This is a genomic window from Streptomyces sp. NPDC087422, from assembly GCF_044744145.1.
In the GTDB taxonomy this organism is placed as follows: domain Bacteria; phylum Actinomycetota; class Actinomycetes; order Streptomycetales; family Streptomycetaceae; genus Actinacidiphila.
Map to the genome: position 1 here is coordinate 212,435 of NZ_JBIUXT010000009.1, position 17,622 is coordinate 230,056.

A 17,622-nucleotide genomic window follows, 5' to 3' on the forward strand; every position below is an offset into this window, starting at 1 on the left:
ACGACCGATACGTCGGACACGACCGGCACGGCATCGGCGGTACGCGGCAGGGTCCGGTCGCTCGTACCCGGTCGCGGCACCGCGATCCGGCTCGCCCTGATGGCCGTGCCCGCCGCCTTCTTCGGAGTGTTCTTCGCCTACCCCGTGGTCTCCATCGTCGGCCGCGGCCTGCACCAGGGCGGCCGGTGGCAGATCGGCCGGATCGGCGACGTCCTCGGCGACGGCTCCATCCGGCACGTGCTGTGGTTCACCTGCTGGCAGGCCGCCGCGTCCACCGCGCTGACCCTGGCCGTCGCCCTGCCCGGCGCGTACGTCTTCGCGCGGCTCGACTTCCCCGGCAAGCGGCTGCTGCGGGCCGTCGTCACCGTGCCCTTCGTGCTGCCGACCGTGGTCGCCGGTTCGGCCTTCCTCGCGCTGCTCGGCCGCGGCGGCTTCACCGACTCGCTGTGGGGCGTCCGCCTGGACACCACCGTGTGGGCGATCCTCATCGCGCACGTCTTCTTCAACTACGCGGTGGTCGTCCGCACCGTCGGCGGTCTGTGGGCGCAGCTCGATCCGCGTCAGGAAGAGGCCGCGCGGATGCTCGGCGCGAGCCGGCTCGCCGCCTGGCGGCGGGTCACGCTGCCCGCGCTCGGCCCCTCGGTGGCCGCCGCCGGGCTGATGGTGTTCCTGTTCACCTTCACCTCCTTCGGCGTGATCCAGATCCTCGGCGGCCCGCTGTACTCCACCCTCGAAGTGGAGATCTACCGGCAGACCGCGGAACTCCTCGACCTGCCGACCGCCGCCGTGCTGACCCTGCTGCAATTCGCCGCCGTCGCCGCGATCCTCGCCGTGCACGCCTGGACCGTACGCCGCCGGGAGTCCACGCTGCGGCTGGTCGACGCGGCCACCACCGCGCACCGGCCGCGCGGCAGGGGGGAGCGGACGCTGCTCGCCGGAGTGCTCGCCGTCATCGCGCTGCTGATCCTGCTGCCGCTGGGCGTGCTCGTCGCCCGATCGCTGGACGGCCCGGACGGCTACGGCTTCGCCTTCTACCGCTCGCTCGGCTCCGTCGGCTCGGGTCGGAGCGGCGGCACCTTCACCGTCGCCCCGCTGGAGACGGTCTGGAATTCGCTGCGGTACGCCGCCGTCGCCACCGTCATCGCCTTGACGGTCGGCGGGCTCGCCGCCGCGGCCCTGGTCCGCAGGGCGGGACGGCTGGTCCGCGGCTTCGACGCGCTGCTGATGCTGCCGCTCGGCACCTCCGCCGTCACCGTCGGCTTCGGCTTCCTGATCACCCTCGACAAGCCGCCGCTCGACCTGCGGTCCTCCTGGATCCTGGTGCCGCTCGCCCAGGCGCTGGTCGGTGTGCCGTTCGTCGTACGCGTCATGCTGCCGGTGCTGCGCGCCGTGGACGACCGGCTGCGGGAGGCCGCAGCGGTGCTCGGCGCGTCACCGCTACGGGTCTGGCGCGAGGTCGAACTCCCGCTCGTCGGACGGGCGCTGGCCGTCGCCGCGGGCTTCGCCTTCGCCGTGTCGCTCGGCGAGTTCGGCGCCACCGTCTTCATCGCCCGCCCCGACAGCCCCACCCTCCCGGTCGCCGTCGCCCGCCTGCTCGGCCGCGCGGGCCCGTCCACGTACGGCCAGGCCATGGCACTGAGCACCATCCTCATGCTGGTCTGCGCCGCGTCGCTGCTGGTGCTGGAGAATCTGCGCCCGCGCGGCCGGGGCGCCGACCCCTCACCCGGGGAGTTCTGATGACGCTGCTGCGAGTCGAGGACGCGACCGTACGGTTCGGCGCGCGGGCCGCGCTGGACGCCGTCACGCTGGAGGTGGCCGCGCACGAGACGGTGTGCGTGCTCGGGCCCAGCGGCAGCGGCAAGTCCACGCTGCTGCGGGCCGTCGCCGGACTCCAGCCGCTGGACGGCGGACGGGTGCTGCTCGACGGCGCCGACCAGGCGGGCGTTCCCGCGCACCGGCGCGGCGTCGGCCTGATGTTCCAGGACCACCAGCTCTTTCCGCAGCGCGACGTCGGCGGCAACGTCGCCTTCGGGCCGCGCATGCACAAGGTGCCGCGCGAGCGGCGCGAGGAGCGGGTGCGCGAACTGCTCGACCTCGTCGGGCTGCCCGGCGCGGGCGGGCGCGGCGTCGCCACGCTCTCCGGCGGGGAGCAGCAGCGGGTCGCCCTGGCCCGCGCCCTCGCCCCCGAGCCGCGGCTGCTCATGCTCGACGAGCCGCTGGGACAGCTCGACCGGGCGCTGCGCGAACGGCTCGTGGTGGAGCTGCGCGAACTCTTCCGTCGCCTGGGGACGACGGTCCTGGCCGTCACGCACGACCAGAGCGAGGCGTTCGCCCTCGCGGACCGGGTCGTGGTGATGCGCGACGGGCGCATCGCGCAGTCCGGTACGCCGCTGGAGGTCTGGCAGCGGCCGGTGTCGCCCTTCGTGGCCCGCTTCCTCGGCTTCGACAACATCGTGGAGGCCAGCGTCGGGGGTGGCGTCGCCGATACGCCGTGGGGGAAGGTGCCGGTGCCCTCCGGCACCCCGCAGGGGCCCTGCCACCTGCTCATCCGGCCCGCCGGGGTGCGCCTCACCGGACTCGAGTCCGGGCTTCGCTGCACTGTCGTCGCCCGCACCTTTCGTGGCGACCACATCACGCTCGTCCTGGCGCCGGAGGCGGGGCCGCGCCTCGAAGCCGGGTGCCCTTGGCGGGCGGCACCCGAGGTCGGTGCCGAGGTCGCCGTGACCTTCGCCCCCGAAGAGGTCGTCCTCCTCGCGGACGCCCCCCACCGCCCCTAGGGCCGGTCCTTCAGGGGCGCGGGGAACCGCGCGAGCAATCCGCCACCGGCCGGTGGTCCGACGACAACCGATCCGCCCCGTTGGGAAAAAGGTCGGCTGACCGTCTCGGTCAGAGAGCCGTTCTAGGGGGTGGCCAGCCTGGACAGGGCGGCGGGGACTTCCGCGACGGAGTCGACGAGGGCGAGGAGGGGGGACATGGGGCGGCCGGAGGCGAGGGCGGTGAGGAGGGGCCAGGCGGGGAGAGTGGTGGTCCAGTGGACGCGGTCGACGAGGACGAGGGGTACGGGAACCCCTCGGGAGCAGTAGTAGTCGGGGGTGGCGGCGTCGAAGATCTCCTGGACGGTCCCGGCGGCGCCGGGGAGGAAGACGACCCCGCCGGTGCAGCGCGAGAGCAACCCGTCCTCGCGGGTCGCGTTGGCGAAGAACTTGGCGATGCCGGAGGCGAAGGCGTTCGGCGGCTCGTGGCCGTAGAACCAGGTGGGCAGCCCGTAGGAGGGTCCGCCGTCCGGCCAGCGGTCGCGTACCTCGAAGGCGGTACGGGCCCAGTCGCCGACGGAGGGCGCGAAGGACGGGACGCCGGCCAGGACGGCGAGGGCCTTGCGGAGCATCAGGTCGTCGTAGGGCGCGGCGTAGGCGCCGAAGTTGGCGGCCTCCATCGCGCCGGGGCCGCCGCCGGTGGCGACGGTGTGCCCGGCCCTGGCGAGGTCGCGGCCGAGCCGTGCGGCGCCCGCGTAGGCGTCGGAGCCGCGCTCCATGGCGTGGCCGCCCATGACGCCGACCACGCTGAGGCCGCGCAGGCGCTCGTCGAGGGCGTCGGACACGGCGTCGTCGTGGATCGAGCGCAGCATCGAGGCGAGTATGTCGCCCTCCGCCGCGGCGGAGCGCGCCCAGGCGTGCGTACGGGCGTCCGGCGTCCGCTCGTAACCGTCCTCGTCGAGGCCCGCGTACAGCTCGTCGGGGCTGTAGAGCGCGCCCCGGTACGGGTCGAAGGGCAGGTCGGGGACGGGCGGGAAGACCAGCGCGCCGCCCGCGCGCACATGGGCGAGGGCCTGCGGTTCCATCGGGCAGCCGAGGAAGACGGCCTGCGAGGTGTCGGTGACGAGGAGCGCGAACGTACGGTCGGTCAGGTCGACGGCCTGTACGCGGTATCCGGCGAAGGAACCGCTCAGGGCGACCTGGTCGAATTCGGCCAGCGACTCAACTTCCCTGTCCCGTCCGGGAGTTCGGGGAGTGTCGGGCGCTGCGGGCGGGATGTCGGCGGGCACGTCTGAACGATAGTCCTCGGTGCGGCTCACCGGCCCGGCGGGACGGTGGTGAGTACGGCGACCAGGGCCGTGAGGGGGACGGCGGCGGCCAGCAGGACGCCCGCCCGCAGCGCGACCGCGCCGCGCAGGAGCGCGGGGGAGGCGCCGACCTGGCGCAGGGCGGCCATCGCGGGCTCCCGGCCGCGCCGGGCCTCCAGCAGCGCGGTGCCCGCGGTGGCCAGCACGCACACCACGATCAGGACACCGGCCAGGGCGGTGAGGGGGCCGAAGGGGCGGGCGCCGCCGCGGTGCAGGTCGTACGCGGCCACGGCCGCGGCGGCGGTGGCGCACAGGGCGCCGAGCGGGCGGCCGACCGCACCGGCCTCCTCCTGGAGGGCGCGTCCGGCCAGCAGCCGGAGCGCGCCGGGGCGGAAGGCGGCGAGCAGCCGTCCGCAGGCGTGCACGAGGCCGGGACCGGCGAGGACCATGCCCGCGGTGGCGACGACCCAGCCGCCGAGCGCGAGCGGCGCGATGGAGCCGAGACCGCCGGGCAGCGGCACCTCGTGGCCGTGCGGCGCGGCCACCTCGGCGGCGAGCCCGACGGCGATCAGGGCGACGCCCCAGGGCAGGCCGCCGGGCGGATCGGCCGCGGAGACCTTGCGGGTCGCGGGGGCGGGCGCGGTGGAGACGGTGCGCGGTGGCCACAACTGGGCCGCGCCGATGACGGCGGCGCTCACCGGGACCAGCGCGAGCAGCGTCAACGCGCCCGCGAGCGGCACCTGTTCGCCGCCGCCGAGGAGGTCGGAGGCGGCGCCGTGGAAGGGCAGCGCGCCCGTCAGGTCGCCGCGCAGGTGCAGAAACGCCAGCAGGGCCACCGCGCTGCCGACCGCGCAGGTCAGGGCGGTCGCCGACGCGGCGAGCAGGGCCACGCCGACCCGGCCGAGGCCCACCGCGGCCAGTCCGGGACGCGGCCACCGCGCGGGCACCGCCCGCCCCGCGGCCACCGCGAACTGCACGGTCACCACGACCGGCAGCGCGCACCACGCCAGCCGCGCGGCGGCGTCGGCCGGCCGGTGCGGGTGCCCGAGGGCGTATCCCAGCGCGGCCAGCAGCAGCAGTCCGGTGGCCGCCGACGCGGCGGCGACCAGCACCCACCGCACCAGCGCGGTGTACCGCGCCCCGCGTACGACACGAAAACTCAGCACGCCCGGCTCCCTTCCGACACGGGCCGCCGCCCCGCACGGGCCATGGCCACGGCACCGGCCCCGCCGAAGCGGGCACCCGTAAGGGCACGGGCGGTGTGGACAGTCGAGGTCATACGGACGCGGCCCGCGTCGTCGTCGCGGTCGGCTCGGAATCCCGCTCCTGCGCGGGCATCGCGGCGTTGACCCGGCCGTCGAGCAGCGGGATCACGCGGTCCGCGAAGGGCGCGATGTCGTGGTCGCAGGCGCTGAGCACGACGGTGATGCCGTGCGAGCGGGCCGCGCTGGTGAGGGTCCGCATCACCAGGGCGCGGTCGGGGCGGTGCAGCGGCGCGCCCGGGTCGTCGGCGAAGACGATCTCCGGGGTGGTGACCAGGGCGCGGGCCACCGCGATCCGCTGCCGCTCGGCCTGGAGGAGTTCGGCCGGGCGCTTGCGGGCGGCGGCCCCGATGTCGAGCCGGTCCAGCCACTCCTGCGCCGCGGCCCTGGCCGCGCGGTACTTGGTGCCGCGCAGCAGCAGCGGCAGCGCCGCGTTCTCCCAGGCCGTCAGCTCGGGCAGCAGTTGCGAGGTGCTGCCGACCCAGCCGAAGCGGTCCCTGCGCAGCTCGTCCCTGGCCGTCTCGGGGAGGGTGTGGACCGGGGCGCTGTTGAACCACACCTCGCCCTCGTCCGGCACCAACTGCCCCGACAGGCAGCGCAGCAGCGTCGACTTGCCCGCGCCTCGCGGACCCACGACGGCCAGGATCTCGCCCTGCCGTACGCCCAGCGACACACCCAGCAGCGCGGGGGACCCGTCGTGCGCGTGGCGCAGCGAACGGGCCCACAGCACGTCATTGTCCGGCGGGGCCACCATGCCGTTACCTCCGCGGTTCGCGAACCAATCCCCTCCGGGGAGGTTAGGCGCCGTCAGCCCCCGCGGCCCGCAGGCACGGCGTACGTCCCCCGCGAGCCGCCCGTCCGGGTGACAAGCCCCCGACGCCTGCCTGACGCAGGCGGGTGCCCCAGTTCCCCGCGCCCCCAAAAGAAGCACGGCGATGGCGTCTCACGCCGCGGGAGCGCGCTGGAAGCGTCAGAGCTTGGTCCACGCCTCGGTCAGGACGCCGCGCAGGATGGCCTCGATGTCGTTGAAGAGGGACTGGTCGGAGGTGAGCGGCGGGGCGAGCTGGACGACGGGGTCGCCGCGGTCGTCGGCGCGGCAGTAGAGGCCGGCGGCGTACAGCTCCTTGGAGAGGAAGCCGTACAGGACGCGCTCGGTCTCCTCGTCGGTGAAGGTCTCCTTGGTGGCCTTGTCCTTGACGAGTTCGATGCCGTAGAAGAAGCCGTTGCCGCGGACGTCGCCCACTATGGGCAGGTCGTTGAGCTTCTTGAGGGTGTCGAAGAAGGCGCCCTCGTTGTCCAGGACGTGCTGGTTGAGGCCCTCGCGCTCGAAGATGTCGAGGTTGGCGATGCCGACGGCGGCCGAGACGGGGTGGCCGCCGAAGGTGTACCCGTGGAGGAAGGTGTTGTTGCCCTTGTAGAAGGGCTCGGCGAGCCGGTCGGAGATGATGCAGGCGCCGATGGGGGAGTACCCGGAGGTCATGCCCTTGGCGCAGGTGATCATGTCGGGCACGAAGTCGAACTTGTCGCAGGCGAACATCGTGCCGAGCCGACCGAAGGCGCAGATGACCTCGTCGGAGACGAGCAGGACGTCGTACTGGTCGCAGATCTCGCGGACGCGCCGGAAGTATCCGGGGGGCGGCGGGAAGCAGCCGCCCGCGTTCTGCACCGGCTCCAGGAAGACGGCGGCGACGGTGTCGGGGCCCTCGAAGAGGATCTGCTGCTCGATCTGGTCGGCGGCCCAGCGGCCGAACGCCTCGGGGTCGTCACCGTGGATCGGGGCGCGGTAGATGTTGGTGTTGGGCACCTTGCGCGCGCCGGGGACCAGCGGCTCGAAAGGGGCCTTCAGGGCGGGCAGCCCGGTGATCGACAGGGCGCCCTGCGGGGTGCCGTGGTAGGCGACGGCCCGTGAGATCACCTTGTACTTGGTGTGGTTGCCGGTCAGCTTGTGATACTGCTTCGCGAGCTTCCAGGCCGTCTCGACGGCCTCGCCGCCGCCGGTGGTGAAGAAGACCTTGTTGAGGTCGCCGGGCGCGTAGTGCGCGAGCCGCTCGGCCAGTTCGATCGCCTTGGGGTGCGCGTAGCTCCAGATCGGGAAGAAGGCCAGCTCCTGGGCCTGCTTGTACGCGGTCTCGGCCAGCTCGTGCCTGCCGTGCCCGGCGTTGACCACGAAGAGCCCCGACAGACCGTCGATGTACCGCTTGCCGTGGTCGTCGTAGATGTACGTGCCCTCGCCGCGCACGATGGTCGGCACGGGGGCGTTCTCGTACGACGACATGCGGGTGAAGTGCATCCACAGGTGGTCGTGGGCGGTCCTGGAGGAGTCCGAGGCAGTCGCGGACGGTGCGGGGTTCGTGGAGGTCATGGCTATCTGGTTCCCCAGGTGTAGGTCTGCTTCCGCAGCTTGAGGTAGACGAAGGTCTCGGTGGAGCGGACGCCGGGCAGCGCCCGGATCCGCTTGTTCACCAGGTCCAGCAGGTGGTCGTCGTCCTCGCAGACGATCTCCACCATCAGGTCGAAGGAACCGGCGGTGATGACGACGTAGTCGACCTCGTCCAGCGCGGTCAGCGTCTCGGCGACCGGGTCGATGTCGCCGTCCACGTTGATGCCGACCATCGCCTGCCGCCGGAAGCCCACGGTGAGCGGGTCGGTGACGGCGACGATCTGCATGACGCCCTGGTCGAGCAGCTTCTGTACGCGCTGCCGCACCGCCGCCTCGGACAGGCCCACGGCCTTGCCGATCGTCGCGTACGGACGGCGTCCGTCCTGCTGGAGCTGTTCGATGATCGCGTTCGACACCGCGTCTATCGACGGCGCTCCGCCGTTCTTGTCCCGAGTGGCCACGCGCCCCACTGTGCAGGAGAGGTCGACGGTCGCGCAAGCCCTTCACGATGAAAATCGTCGCCGACGGCCCTCTGTGGTACCGAATCGGTTGTTGAGGGGGGATGGGTGTGTCGAATACGGCAGTCCTGCGGCTAAGCTGGGGAACGTCTCAGCCCGTGGACACCGGACTCGTACGACCAGGGAGCAAGCGCCGTGACCGAACTCCGTACTCTGCGCAATTACATCGACGGAGAGTTCCGCGACGCCGCGGACGGCCGGACCACCGAGGTGGTCAGCCCGGTGACCGGCGACGCGTACGCCACCGCGCCGCTGTCCGGCGCGGCCGACGTGGACGCGGCGATGGCCGCCGCGGCGGCCGCCTTCCCCGCGTGGCGCGACGCCACCCCGTCGGAGCGACAGAAGGCGCTGCTGAAGATCGCCGACGCGATCGAGGCGCGCGCCGATGAGCTTATCGCGGTGGAGAGCGAGAACACCGGCAAGCCGATCGGACTGACCGCCAGCGAGGAAATCCCGCCGATGGTGGACCAGATCCGCTTCTTCGCGGGCGCCGCGCGCATGCTCGAAGGCCGCTCGGCCGGTGAGTACATGGACGGCATGACGTCCATCGTGCGGCGCGAGCCGGTCGGCGTCTGCGCGCAGGTCGCGCCCTGGAACTACCCGATGATGATGGCCGTGTGGAAGTTCGCCCCGGCCATCGCGGCGGGCAACACCGTCGTCCTCAAGCCGTCCGACACCACGCCCGCCTCCACCGTGCTGCTCGCCGAGATCCTCGGCGGCATCCTCCCCAAGGGCGTCTTCAACGTCGTCTGCGGCGACCGGGACACCGGCCGGGCGATGGTCGAGCACCCGGTGCCCGCGATGGCCTCCATCACCGGTTCGGTACGCGCGGGCATCGAGGTCGCCGGATCGGCCGCCAAGGACGTCAAGCGGGTCCACCTCGAACTGGGCGGCAAGGCCCCCGTCGTGGTCTTCGAGGACACCGACATCGCCAAGGCCGTCGAGGACATCGCCGTCGCCGGATTCTTCAACGCCGGGCAGGACTGCACCGCGGCCACCCGCGTCCTGGTCCAGGAGTCGATCCACGCGGAGTTCACCGCGGCCCTCGCCAAGGCCGCCGCCGAGACCAGGACCGGCCTGCCGGACGACGAGGACGTGCTGTACGGGCCGCTGAACAACGCCAACCAGCTCGCCCAGGTCAGCGGCTTCATCGAGCGGCTGCCCGCGCACGCCAAGGTCGAGACCGGCGGCCACCGGGTCGGCGAGCGCGGCTACTTCTACGCGCCGACCGTCGTGTCCGGGCTGCGGCAGGACGACGAGATCATCCAGCGCGAGGTCTTCGGCCCCGTCATCACCGTCCAGTCCTTCACCGACGAGGAGCAGGCCGTCGCCTGGGCCAACGGCGTGGACTACGCGCTGGCCTCCTCGGTGTGGACCAAGGACCACGGGCGCGCCATGCGGATGTCCAAGCGGCTGGACTTCGGCTGCGTGTGGATCAACACCCACATCCCGCTGGTCGCCGAGATGCCGCACGGCGGCTTCAAGCGGTCCGGCTACGGCAAGGACCTGTCGGGCTACGGCTTCGAGGACTACACGCGGATCAAGCACGTGATGACCTCGCTGGACGGCTGAGCCGGCCGTCCGGCCTCCCCCGCGGGCGGGCCCGCGGGGGAGGGGCGGTCAGGCGCGGCGCCGCAGCAGCCGCTGCAAGGCGTCCAGCCGGTTCGTGGTGATCGCGTCCACGCCCAGGTCGAGCAGCCGGGTCATGTTGCGCTGCCAGTCCGCCGTCCACGCGCCGACCAGCAGCCCGTTGTCCGCGGCCCACCGCACGGTCGTGGCGTCGATCAGCCCGAAGCGCAGATTGATCCACCGCGGCTTCAGCTCGTCCAGGAGCGAGCGCGGCGGCGGGGCCACCGTCGTCCAGGTCATGGCGATCTCCGCCGACGCGTCCAGGTCGCGCACGGTCAGCATCGCGCCGAGCCCGCCGCAGTAGTAGACGCGGTCGCCGACGCCCGCCTCCGCCACCGCGGCCATGGTCGCCTTCACCTGGCCGACCGAGGTCAGGTCCAGCATCATCCGGCCGCCGCCGGGGTGCCGCAGCAGCTCGGCGAAGGCGTCCGCCAGGGTGGGCACACGGCCGTCGGTGAGGTCCACGACGTCGTTCAACGACAGGTCGCCGACCGCCTCCGGCACCTTCCACAGCCGCTCCAGCGTCTCGTCGTGCAGCAGCACCGGCACGCCGTCGGCGGTCAGCTTCACGTCGACCTCCACCGCGCCCGCGCCCTTGAGCAGCGCCGACCGCACGGAGGGCAGGGTGTTCTCGCGCTCGTGATACGGGTCGCCGCGGTGGGAGACCGCGACGGTCACCGCCACGCCGCCGTGTACGCGTCGATCTCGGCGGCCAGCGCCCGCTTGCCCGCCGGGTCGAGGAAGGAGACCTCGACGGCGTTCTTGGCGAGCGCCGCGACCCCGGTGTGGTCCAGCTCCAGCAGCCGGGCGGCGACCGCGTACTCGGTGTTGAGGTCGGTGCCGAACATCGGCGGGTCGTCGCTGTTGACCGTGACCAGCACGCCCGCGTCGATCATCTCCCTGATCGGGTGCTGGTCGATCTCGGTGACCGCGCGGGTGGCGATGTTGGAGGTGGGGCAGACCTCCAGCGGGATGCGCTGCTCCGCGAGGTGATCGAGCAGCCGCCGGTCGCGTACCGCGCTGGTGCCGTGGCCGATGCGCTCCGCGCCCAGTTCGTTGATCGCGTCCCAGATCGTCTCGGGGCCCGTCGTCTCGCCCGCGTGCGGCACGCTGTGCAGACCGGCGGCGCGCGCCCGGTCGAAGTACGGCTTGAACTGCGGCCTCGGCACGCCCAGTTCCGGTCCGCCCAGACCGAAGGAGACCAGGCCCTCGGGGCGCAGGTCGAGCGCCAGGTGCGTGGTCTGCTCGGCGGACTCAAGACCCGCCTCGCCGGGGATGTCGAAGCACCAGCGCAGGGTCACGCCCAGCTCGGACTCCGCGGCCTTGCGCGCGTCCTCGATGGCCTCCATGAACGCCTGCTCGTGGATGCCGCGCCGGGTCGAGCTGAACGGGGTGACGGTCAGCTCCGCGTAGCGGATGTTCTGCCGCGCCATGTCCCTGGCCACCTCGAAGGTGAGCAGCCGTACGTCCTCGGCGTCCCTGATCAGGTCCACCACCGACAGGTAGACCTGGATGAAGTGCGCGAAGTCCTTGAAGGTGAAGAAGTCGGCGAGGGCCGCGGGGTCGGCGGGGACCGCGGAGTCCGGGTGCCGGGCGGCCAGTTCCGCGACGATCCGCGGTGACGCGGACCCGACGTGGTGGACATGCAACTCGGCTTTCGGAAGTCCGGCGATGAAGGTGTCGAGGCCGGAGCCGAAGCCGGGCGCGGTGTCGGGCATGCGGGGTCCTCCCAGGGGTCCGATCGGTGCGGTTCATCGTAAACGGCACCGGGAAACGGCGCTGGGACGGCGGGCGGCGACGCCGTGACGGCGGGTGGGGACGCCGTGACGGCGGGCGGGGACGGCCGACGTCGCACCATGGCCCCCTGACGTCCCCCGGTCACGCCGCCGGGGATCGCCGCGACGGCCGGATTCACACAGAATTCGTCGCGTAACCAAAAGGCAACAACGGAATCACTTGTTGAAGGACGGCTCCTCTGCCAGGATCGGCGATCAATCCAGAGTTTGGCCACGCCGCCAGGAGTGGGCGCGGAGGCGAGGAGAACGTGATGGACCACGTGACGGACGTGGCGAAACGGTTCGCGGGCGGAGCCCAGTACATCGACGGCCGCCCGCGAACCGGCGGCAGCGGCGACACGCACTCCGTCGTGGACCCGGCGACGGGCCGCACGGTGTGGACGTACGCCACCGCGGGACCCGCCGACGTGGACGCCGCCGTCGCCGCCGCGAAGGCCGCGCTGCCCGGCTGGGCGGCCACCGCGCCCGGCGAGCGCTCCGCCGCGCTGCACCGGCTGTCCGCCGCCCTCGACGCGCGCGCCGACGAACTCGCCCGCGCCGAAACCCTCCAGTGCGGCAAGCCGATCAAGCTCAGCACCGAATTCGACGTGCCGGGCACCGTGGACAACGCCGCGTTCTTCGCCGGGGCCGCCCGCCACCTGGAGGGCAAGGCGGCAGGCGAGTACAGCCCGGACCACACCTCGTACGTGCGCCGCGAGCCGGTCGGTGTCATCGGCTCCGTCGCCCCCTGGAACTACCCGCTCCAGATGGCCGGGTGGAAGATCCTCCCGGCGGTCGCGGCGGGCAACACCATCGTGCTCAAGCCGTCGGAGCTGACCCCGCTGACCGCCCTGATGTTCGCCGAGGCCGCCACCGAGGCCGGAATCCCGGACGGCGTGCTCAACATCGTCACCGGCACGGGGCAGGGCGCGGGCGAACACCTGGTCACCCACCCCGACGTCGCCATGACGTCCTTCACCGGCTCCACCGCCGTCGGCACCCGGATCGCCCGGCTCACCGCGGGCACCGTCAAGCGCCTGCACCTCGAACTGGGCGGCAAGGCCCCCTTCGTGGTCTTCGACGACGCCGACCTCGACGCGGCCGTGCACGGCGCGGTCGCCGCCGCCCTGATCAACAGCGGCCAGGACTGCACCGCCGCCACCCGCGCCTACGTCCAGCGCCCGCTGTACGACGCCTTCGTGACCGCCGTCGCCGACCTGATGGCCACCGTACGGCTCGGCGACCCCGCCGACCCGGCCACCGACCTCGGCCCGCTCATCTCCTTCGCGCACCGCGACCGCGTCGCGGCCGTCGTCGAGCGGGCCCGTACGTACGCCACCGTCGTCACCGGCGGCGCGGCGCCCGGCGGCGGGCTCGCGGCCGGCGCGTACTACCGGCCCACGCTGCTCACCGGCGCGCCGCAGCACAGCGAGGCCGTCCAGCAGGAGATCTTCGGCCCGGTACTGGCGGTGCTGCCGTTCGACAGCGACGATCAGGGCCTGGCGTACGCCAACGACACCCCGTACGGCCTGGCCGCCTCCGCCTGGACCCGCGATGTCTACCGGGCCGGGCGGGCCGCGCGGGAGATCACCGCGGGCTGCGTCTGGATCAACGACCACATCCCGATCGTCAGCGAGATGCCGCACGGCGGAGCGAAGTCCTCGGGCTTCGGCAAGGACATGTCCACGTACTCCTTCGAGGAGTACACGCAGGTCAAGCACGTGATGTTCGACAACACCGCGGTGGCGCGCAAGGACTGGCACCGCACCGTCTTCGGAGACCGATAGCGGAAGGGCACCACCCATGGAGCAGTACGAGACCCTGTCCCCGCCGGTGCGCGCGGCGATTCTCCGCAGCATGACCGGCGGGCGCGGCGCCCTCGGCCGCCGGACGCTGCTGCGCGCCGCGGGGCTGGGCACCGTCGCCACGGCGGGACTGACGGCGTGCGGCATCCCGGCCGCGGGCCGCAAGGGCGACACCACGGCGTCGACCGACCACTCGGCGCAGGAGAAGGTCGTGAACTTCTCCAACTGGGACCAGTACATCGACGTCACCGACGACGGCAAGCACCGCCCGAGCCTCGACCAGTTCACCAAGGCCACCGGCATCAAGGTCGACTACACCGAGGACATCAACGACAACGTCGAGTTCTTCGGCAAGATCAAGCCGCAACTGTCCGCGGGCCAGGACACCGGCCGCGACCTGATGGTGCTCACCGACTGGCTCGCGGGCCGGATGATCCGGCTCGGCTGGGTCCAGAAGCTCGACCCCTCGAACCTGCCGCACGCCTTCGCCAACCTGGAACAGCGCTTCCGCAGCCCCGACTGGGACCCCGGCCGCGCCTACTCCTACCCCTGGGCCGGCATCCCCACCTGCATCGCCTACAACAAGAAGGTCACCAAGGGCCGCAAGGTCACCTCGGTGTCGCAACTGCTGGACGACCCCGCGCTCAAGGGCAAGGCCGCCATGCTCTCCGAGATGCGCGACACCGTCGGGATGACGCTGCTCGACATGGGCAAGAAGCCGGAGACCGTCACCGACGACGAGTACGACGCCGCGCTCAACCGCATCCAGGGCGCGGTGGACAAGGGGCAGATCCGCAAGTTCACCGGCGGCGAGTACACCGACGGCCTCAGCAAGGGCGACATCGCCGCCTGTATCGCCTGGGCCGGTGACCTGGTGCAGCTCAGGCTCGACGACCCGAACATCGAGTACGCCTTCCCGGCCGCCGGTTACATGACCTCCACGGACAATCTGCTGATCCCCGCCAAGGCGCGGCACAAGACCAACGCCGAGCGGCTGATCGACTGGTACTACCAGCCGCGGATCGCGGCCGAACTGGCCGCCTACACCACCTATGTGTCACCGGTGATGGGCGTCCGCGAGGAACTGGCCAAGATCGACCCGTCGCTCGCCACCAACCCGCTGATCATCCCGAACGCCCAGATGAACGCCACGTCGCACGCCTTCCGCTCGCTCAGCGAGGACGAGGACACCCGGTACGAGGCGAAGTTCTCCAAGCTCACCGGCGCCTGACCGGCGCTCCAGCAGCCCGCACTCCCCGACGACTTCCGGGACACCTCATGACGACCCCCAAGACCCCGGCCGACGACGCCGTCAGCCTCACCGGGATCAGCAAGACCTACGGCTCCTTCACCGCCGTCCACCCGCTGGACCTCGCCGTGCCCGCCGGTTCCTTCTTCGCACTGCTCGGCGCCTCCGGATGCGGCAAGACCACCACCTTGCGCATGATCGCGGGCCTGGAGGACCCCTCCTCCGGCTCCGTACGCCTCGGCGGCCAGGACGTCACCGCCCTGCCGCCGTACAAGCGCCCGGTCAACACCGTCTTCCAGAACTACGCGCTCTTCCCGCACCTCGACGTCTACGAGAACGTCGCCTTCGGACTGCGCCGCCGCGGCATCAAATCCGTCAAGAAGCAGGTCGGCGACATGCTGGGCCTCGTCCAGCTCGGCGCGCTCGCCCGCCGCAAGCCGCACCAGCTCTCCGGCGGCCAGCAGCAGCGCGTCGCCGTGGCCCGCGCGCTGATCAACCAGCCGCAGGTGCTGCTGCTCGACGAACCGCTCGGCGCGCTCGACCTCAAGCTGCGCCGCCAGATGCAGCTCGAACTCAAGCGCATCCAGACCGAGGTGGGCATCACCTTCATCCACGTCACCCACGACCAGGAGGAGGCCATGACGATGGCCGACACCGTCGCGGTGATGAACGCCGGACGCGTCGAGCAGATGGGCGCGCCCGCCGACCTCTACGAGAACCCCGCCTCCACCTTCGTCGCCAATTTCCTCGGCACCTCCAACCTCATCGAGACCGAGGTGACCGGCGTCAGCGGCGGCGAACTCCAGCTCACCGCCGCCGGACAGAAGCTCACCCTGCCCGCCGCGCGATGTCGCGTCGACGTGACGACCGGCGGCCGGGTGCTGGCCGGGGTCCGCCCCGAGAAGATCACCCTGGCGCACAGCGACGACGAGCACGAGATAGCCGAGAGCCGCAACCGGGTGCGCGGCCGGATCGTCGACTCCAGCTTCATCGGCGTCTCCACGCAGTACGTCATCGACAGCCCGGTCTGCCCGGAGCTGGAGGTCTTCGTGCCCAACGTGGAACGCGACGGCCGCCTGGTGCCCGGCGCGCCCGTCGTCCTGCACTGGAACCCCGAGCACACCTTCGGCCTCGACGCCGACCAGGACATCGACGCCGGTACCGACACCGACGAGGGGGAGGCCGCCGCATGAGCGCAGCGACCGCGCCCGTCACCGGGCCGCCGGCCCCGGCCGAGGCGGCCCCGCTGCCCGCCGCCCTGAAGAGGGCCGCCCGCAGACGGCGGCGCATCCCGTACCTGCTGCTGCTCGCGGGCGTCGCCTGGCTGCTGGTCTTCTTCGTGGCCCCGATGGTCTACCAGGCGTCGACCTCGGTGCAGACCGGCTCGCTCGACGACGGCTTCAAGGTGACCTGGCACTTCGCCACGTACTGGGACGCCTTCCACGAGTACTGGCCGCAGTTCGTGAAGTCGCTGGTCTACTCCGGCATCGCCACCGTGCTGTGCCTGGGCATCGGCTACCCGCTGGCGTACACCATCGCCTTCCGGGCCGGACGCTGGCGCAATCTGGTGCTGATCCTGGTGATCGCGCCCTTCTTCACCAGCTTCCTGATCCGCACCCTGGCGTGGGAGACGATCCTCGCCGACCAGAGCCCGCTGGTGTCGTTCCTGAACCACATCCACCTGCTGGACGTCACGTCCGCGCTCGGCATCACCGAGGGCAACCGGGTGATGGCCACCCCGCTGGCGGTGGTCTGCGGCCTGACGTACAACTTCCTGCCGTTCATGATCCTGCCGCTCTACACGTCCCTGGAGCGGGTCGACGGCAAGCTGCACGAGGCGGCGGGCGACCTGTACGCGACCCCGTTCACCACCTTCCGCAAGGTGACCTTCCCGCTGTCCATGCCGGGTGTGGTGGCCGGCACCCTGCTCACCTTCATCCCGGCCTCCGGCGACTACATCAACGCCGAGTTGCTGGGCTCCACCAACCAGAAGATGATCGGCAGCGTCATCCAGTCGCAGTTCCTGCGGGTGCTGGACTACCCGACGGCCGCCGCCCTGTCGTTCATCCTCATGGCGGTCATCCTGGCGATCGTCATGGTCTACGTCCGCCGCGCGGGAACGGAGGAACTGGTCTGATGCGTCCGATCCGCTGGCTGCGCAAGAACCTCGTGGTGATCGCCGGGGTGCTCACCCTGACGTACCTGATCGTGCCCAACCTCGTGGTGCTGCTCTTCTCCTTCAACAAGCCCAACGGCCGCTACAACTACACCTGGACGCGGTTCTCCACCGACGCCTGGCAGCACCCCTGCGACGTCGCGGGCATGTGCGACTCCCTCACGCTCAGCCTGAAGCTGGCCGTCTACTCGACCATCGGCGCCACCGTGCTCGGCACGATGACCGCCTTCGCGCTGGCCCGCTACCGCTTCAGGGGCCGCGCCACCACCAACATGCTGATCTTCCTGCCGATGGCAATGCCCGAGGTCGTGATGGGCGCCTCGCTGGGCACCCTCTTCCTCAACATGCGCATCCAGTTCGGCTTCTGGACCATCCTCATCGCGCACATCATGTTCTGCCTGAGCTTCGTCGTCGTCGCCGTCAAGGCCCGCGTGATGAGCATGGACCCCCGTCTGGAGCAGGCCGCGCAGGATCTCTACGCCACCCCGACGCAGACGTTCCTGCGGATCACGCTGCCGCTGGCCGCGCCCGGTATCGCGGCGGGCGCCCTGCTGTCCTTCGCGCTCTCCTTCGACGACTACATCATCACCAGCTTCAACGCGGGCAACACCGTCACCTTCCCGATGTTCGTGTGGGGCTCCGCGCAGCGCGGCACACCCGTGCAGGTCAATGTGATCGGTACGGCGATGTTCGTCATCGCGGTGCTGCTCGTACTGGCCGGGCAGCTTCTCGGCAGCAGCCGCAGGAGGGCGCGCACCTGACCCGTAC

15 protein-coding genes are annotated in these 17,622 nt (G+C 71.8%); 8 read left to right on the forward strand and 7 right to left on the reverse strand.

Going from position 1 to position 17,622, the window contains the following annotated elements:
• The first annotated feature begins 99 nt into the window (after nucleotides 1-99).
• Together ACIO6U_RS27010 and ACIO6U_RS27015 are read left to right on the forward strand one after the other, a co-directional pair.
• Entirely contained in the window at nucleotides 100-1,737 is a 1,638-nt protein-coding gene (locus tag ACIO6U_RS27010) for an ABC transporter permease (RefSeq protein WP_401723115.1), read from the forward strand.
• Nucleotides 1,737-2,777, forward strand: a complete 1,041-nt coding sequence (locus ACIO6U_RS27015) for an ABC transporter ATP-binding protein (RefSeq protein ID WP_401723003.1) — start codon at nucleotides 1,737-1,739, stop codon at nucleotides 2,775-2,777. The genes ACIO6U_RS27010 and ACIO6U_RS27015 overlap by 1 nt, the downstream gene beginning before the upstream one ends.
• Nucleotides 2,778-2,899: 122 nt before the next feature.
• Here ACIO6U_RS27015 and ACIO6U_RS27020 read toward each other — a convergent pair whose 3' ends face one another.
• The 5 genes from ACIO6U_RS27020 to ACIO6U_RS27040 form a co-directional block, all read right to left on the reverse strand.
• Entirely contained in the window at nucleotides 2,900-4,042 is a 1,143-nt protein-coding gene (locus tag ACIO6U_RS27020; protein ID WP_401723005.1) for an LOG family protein, read from the reverse strand.
• A gap of 26 nt (nucleotides 4,043-4,068) precedes the next feature.
• Nucleotides 4,069-5,226: a hypothetical protein gene (locus ACIO6U_RS27025; RefSeq protein WP_401723008.1), complete on the reverse strand. Its 1,158-nt coding sequence runs from the start codon at nucleotides 5,224-5,226 to the stop codon at nucleotides 4,069-4,071.
• A 109-nt stretch (nucleotides 5,227-5,335) separates the two neighbouring features.
• Nucleotides 5,336-6,076 carry an ATP-binding cassette domain-containing protein gene (locus ACIO6U_RS27030; protein ID WP_355346516.1) on the reverse strand — a complete coding sequence of 247 codons (741 nt, stop codon included), beginning with the start codon at nucleotides 6,074-6,076 and terminating at the stop codon, nucleotides 5,336-5,338.
• A 216-nt stretch (nucleotides 6,077-6,292) separates the two neighbouring features.
• The gene (locus ACIO6U_RS27035; RefSeq protein ID WP_355346519.1) at nucleotides 6,293-7,684 is read right to left on the reverse strand and encodes an aspartate aminotransferase family protein; all 1,392 of its coding nucleotides are present in this window, start codon (nucleotides 7,682-7,684) and stop codon (nucleotides 6,293-6,295) included.
• 2 nt (nucleotides 7,685-7,686) lie between these two features.
• On the reverse strand, nucleotides 7,687-8,163 hold the full coding sequence (locus tag ACIO6U_RS27040) for an Lrp/AsnC family transcriptional regulator (protein ID WP_355346522.1): 477 nt from the start codon (nucleotides 8,161-8,163) through the stop codon (nucleotides 7,687-7,689).
• A gap of 192 nt (nucleotides 8,164-8,355) precedes the next feature.
• Between ACIO6U_RS27040 and ACIO6U_RS27045 the strand changes: the two genes are divergently transcribed.
• Nucleotides 8,356-9,792 carry a gamma-aminobutyraldehyde dehydrogenase gene (locus ACIO6U_RS27045; RefSeq protein ID WP_355346525.1) on the forward strand — a complete coding sequence of 479 codons (1,437 nt, stop codon included), beginning with the start codon at nucleotides 8,356-8,358 and terminating at the stop codon, nucleotides 9,790-9,792.
• A 48-nt stretch (nucleotides 9,793-9,840) separates the two neighbouring features.
• On the opposite strand, the gene ACIO6U_RS27050 is transcribed toward ACIO6U_RS27045, so the two are convergent.
• Together ACIO6U_RS27050 and ACIO6U_RS27055 are read right to left on the reverse strand one after the other, a co-directional pair.
• On the reverse strand, nucleotides 9,841-10,527 hold the full coding sequence (locus ACIO6U_RS27050) for a glycerophosphodiester phosphodiesterase (protein WP_401723013.1): 687 nt from the start codon (nucleotides 10,525-10,527) through the stop codon (nucleotides 9,841-9,843).
• Nucleotides 10,524-11,567 carry an adenosine deaminase gene (locus ACIO6U_RS27055; RefSeq protein WP_355346531.1) on the reverse strand — a complete coding sequence of 348 codons (1,044 nt, stop codon included), beginning with the start codon at nucleotides 11,565-11,567 and terminating at the stop codon, nucleotides 10,524-10,526. The genes ACIO6U_RS27050 and ACIO6U_RS27055 overlap by 4 nt, the downstream gene beginning before the upstream one ends.
• 329 nt (nucleotides 11,568-11,896) lie before the next feature.
• On the opposite strand from ACIO6U_RS27055, the gene ACIO6U_RS27060 reads away from it, so the two are divergent.
• The 5 genes from ACIO6U_RS27060 to ACIO6U_RS27080 are packed head-to-tail and all read left to right on the forward strand — an operon-like array spanning nucleotide 11,897 to nucleotide 17,615.
• Entirely contained in the window at nucleotides 11,897-13,411 is a 1,515-nt protein-coding gene (locus tag ACIO6U_RS27060) for an aminobutyraldehyde dehydrogenase (protein ID WP_391050331.1), read from the forward strand.
• 16 nt (nucleotides 13,412-13,427) lie between these two features.
• Nucleotides 13,428-14,660 carry a spermidine/putrescine ABC transporter substrate-binding protein gene (locus ACIO6U_RS27065; protein WP_355346537.1) on the forward strand — a complete coding sequence of 411 codons (1,233 nt, stop codon included), beginning with the start codon at nucleotides 13,428-13,430 and terminating at the stop codon, nucleotides 14,658-14,660.
• 47 nt (nucleotides 14,661-14,707) lie between these two features.
• Nucleotides 14,708-15,871, forward strand: a complete 1,164-nt coding sequence (locus tag ACIO6U_RS27070; RefSeq protein ID WP_401723017.1) for an ABC transporter ATP-binding protein — start codon at nucleotides 14,708-14,710, stop codon at nucleotides 15,869-15,871.
• Complete coding sequence (locus tag ACIO6U_RS27075; protein ID WP_355346541.1) at nucleotides 15,868-16,815, forward strand: ABC transporter permease; 948 nt, start codon at nucleotides 15,868-15,870, stop codon at nucleotides 16,813-16,815. Before ACIO6U_RS27070 ends, ACIO6U_RS27075 begins: the two co-directional genes overlap by 4 nt.
• On the forward strand, nucleotides 16,815-17,615 hold the full coding sequence (locus ACIO6U_RS27080; RefSeq protein WP_188280861.1) for an ABC transporter permease: 801 nt from the start codon (nucleotides 16,815-16,817) through the stop codon (nucleotides 17,613-17,615). Before ACIO6U_RS27075 ends, ACIO6U_RS27080 begins: the two co-directional genes overlap by 1 nt.
• Nucleotides 17,616-17,622 lie beyond the last annotated feature (7 nt).